Raw genomic sequence first — 3,227 nt, forward strand, 5'->3', positions numbered from 1 at the left:
GGTGGTTTGGTGGTGGCTGGGGGTTGGTTCTGTCCGTGTTTTGAGAACTGCATAGTGAACGCGAGCATCTTATTCTTTTTGTAGTGTGTTCAAGTTTTTTAGGGCACACGGTGGATGCCTTGGCACCAGGAGCCGATGAAGGACGTGGGAGCCTGCGATATGCCCCGGGGAGTTGGCAACCGAGCGTTGATCCGGGGATTTCCGAATGGGGAAACCTAGCACCTGTCATGGGGTGTTGCCTCCGTCTGAATTGATAGGGCGGTTGGTGGTAACGCGGGGAAGTGAAACATCTCAGTACCCGCAGGAAGAGAAAACAACATGTGATTCCCTGAGTAGTGGTGAGCGAAAGGGGATGAGGCTAAACCATGCGCGTGTGATAGCCGGCGGGCGTTGCGTGTGTGGGGTTGTGGGAGCGTTCTTGCCTAGGCCGCTGTCTGGGCGTGGAGTTATAAAACAGCAGGGTAGTCGAACGATCTGGGATGGTCGACCGTAGTCGGTGAGAGTCCGGTAGGCGAAATCTTGTTGTCTCCATTGAATGTTTCCCGAGTAGCACGGGGCTCGTGAAATCTCGTGTGAATCTGCCAGGACCACCTGGTAAGCCTGAATACTCCCTGGTGACCGATAGCGGACTAGTACCGTGAGGGAAAGGTGAAAAGTGCCCCGGTGAGGGGTCGTGAAATAGTACCTGAAACCGTGTGCCTACAAGCCGTCAGAGCTCCCGCATCCTTGTGGTGTGGTGTGATGGCGTGCCTTTTGAAGAATGAGCCTGCGAGTTATGGTGTGTGGCGAGGTTAACCCGTGTGGGGGAGCCGTAGCGAAAGCGAGTCTGAATAGGGCGTTCTTTAGTCGCATGCTGTAGACCCGAAGCGGAGTGATCTACCCATGGGCAGGTTGAAGCGCGGGTAAGACCGCGTGGAGGACCGAACCCACCAGGGTTGAAAACCTGGGGGATGACCTGTGGGTAGGGGTGAAAGGCCAATCAAACTCCGTGATAGCTGGTTCTCCCCGAAATGCATTTAGGTGCAGCGTCGCGTGTTTCTTGCCGGAGGTAGAGCTACTGGATGGCCTAGGGGGCCCACAAGCTTACTGAAGTCAGCCAAACTCCGAATGCCGGTAAGTGAAGCGTGGCAGTGAGACTGCGGGCGATAAGGTTCGTAGTCGAGAGGGAAACAGCCCAGATCACCGGCTAAGGCCCCTAAGCGTGTGCTAAGTGGTAAAGGATGTGGAGTTGCCGTGACAACCAGGAGGTTGGCTTAGAAGCAGCCACCCTTGAAAGAGTGCGTAATAGCTCACTGGTCAAGTGATTCCGCGCCGACAATGTAGCGGGGCTCAAGCACATCGCCGAAGCCGTGGCACTGCAACGTTACCCAGGCGTCTTTGGGCGTCCAGGGGTTGTGGTGGGTAGGGGAGCGCCGCGCCACCGGTGAAGCATCGGAGTGATCCAGGTGTGGAGGTGGCGCGGGTGAGAATGCAGGCATGAGTAGCGAATGAGGGGTGAGAAACCCCTCCGCCGGATGACCAAGGGTTCCTGGGGCAGGCTAATCCGCCCAGGGTAAGTCGGGACCTAAGGCGAGGCCGAGAGGCGTAGTCGATGGACAACGGGTTGATATTCCCGTACCCGCTGATACGCGCCCATGCTGAACCCACTGATACTAACCGTTCCAATCGTGGCTTGGTTCCTTCGGGGACTTTGCCGGCGTGCGGCCGGGACCTGAGGTGGTAGTAGGTAAGTGATGGGGTGACGCAGGAGGGTAGCTCAGCCCAGGCGATGGTTGTTCCTGGGGTAAGCATGTAGGGCGGCGTGTAGGTAAATCCGCACGTCATTGAGCCTGAGATGTGATGCCGAGCCGATTTAGGCGAAGTGAGTGATCCCATGCTGCCAAGAAAAGCCTCTAGCGAGTGTGTCGGCGGCCCGTACCCTAAACCGACTCAGGTGGTCAGGTAGAGAATACCAAGGCGCTCGGGTGAACTGTGGTTAAGGAACTCGGCAAATTGCCCCCGTAACTTTGGGAGAAGGGGGGCCCCTGCTGGTGACCGAACTGGCTTCGTGAGCTGGTGGGGGTCGCAGATACCAGGGGGAAGCGACTGTTTACTAAAAACACAGGTCCGTGCGAAGTCGTAAGACGCTGTATACGGACTGACGCCTGCCCGGTGCCGGAACGTTAAGGGGACCGGTTAGCTGCCCTTGTGGTGGCGAAGCTGAGAACCTAAGCGCCGGTAAACGGCGGTGGTAACTATAACCATCCTAAGGTAGCGAAATTCCTTGTCGGGTAAGTTCCGACCTGCACGAATGGCGTAACGACTTCCCCACTGTCTCAACCACAGGCCCGGTGAAATTGCACTACGAGTAAAGATGCTCGTTACGCGCAGCAGGACGGAAAGACCCCGGGACCTTCACTATAGCTTGGCATTGGCGTTTGGAGCGTCTTGTGTAGGATAGGTGGGAGACTGTGAAGCCATCACGCCAGTGGTGGTGGAGTCGTTGGTGAAATACCACTCTGGTCGTTTCGAGCGTCTAACCCGCGCCCGTGTATCCGGGTGGGGGACAGTGCCTGGTGGGTAGTTTAACTGGGGCGGTTGCCTCCCAAAGAGTAACGGAGGCGCCCAAAGGTTCCCTCAGCCTGGTTGGCAATCAGGTGTTGAGTGCAAGGGCACAAGGGAGCTTGACTGTGAGACAGACATGTCGAGCAGGTGCGAAAGCAGGGCCTAGTGATCCGGCACCGACGTGTGGAAGTGGTGTCGCTCAACGGCTAAAAGGTACCCCGGGGATAACAGGCTGATCTTGCCCAAGAGTCCATATCGACGGCAAGGTTTGGCACCTCGATGTCGGCTCGTCGCATCCTGGGGCTGGAGTAGGTCCCAAGGGTTGGGCTGTTCGCCCATTAAAGCGGCACGCGAGCTGGGTTTAGAACGTCGCGAGACAGTTCGGTCCCTATCCGCTGTGCGCGTAGGAGACTTGCGAGGGTCTGTCCCTAGTACGAGAGGACCGGGACGGACGAACCTCTGGTGTGCCAGTTGTACCGCCAGGTGCATGGCTGGTTGGCTACGTTCGGTCGGGATAACCGCTGAAAGCATCTAAGCGGGAAGCCTTCCTCCAGATGAGGTCTCCCAACCCTTTGTGGTTGTAAGGCCCCCAGCTAGACGACTGGGTTGATAGGCCGGAGATGGAAGCACCGTGAGGTGTGGAGTTGACCGGTACTAATAGGCCGAGTGGCTTGACACACACT

Annotated in this window: 1 rRNA gene; it reads left to right on the top strand. The window is 57.4% G+C overall.

Going from position 1 to position 3,227, the window contains the following annotated elements:
• Window positions 1–87: 87 nt before the first annotated feature.
• A 23S ribosomal RNA gene (locus tag AB0L00_RS45710) occupies window positions 88–3,223 on the top strand.
• Window positions 3,224–3,227 lie beyond the last annotated feature (4 nt).

Source organism: Actinoallomurus sp. NPDC052308 (assembly GCF_040679195.1).
In the GTDB taxonomy this organism is placed as follows: domain Bacteria; phylum Actinomycetota; class Actinomycetes; order Streptosporangiales; family Streptosporangiaceae; genus Actinoallomurus; species Actinoallomurus liliacearum.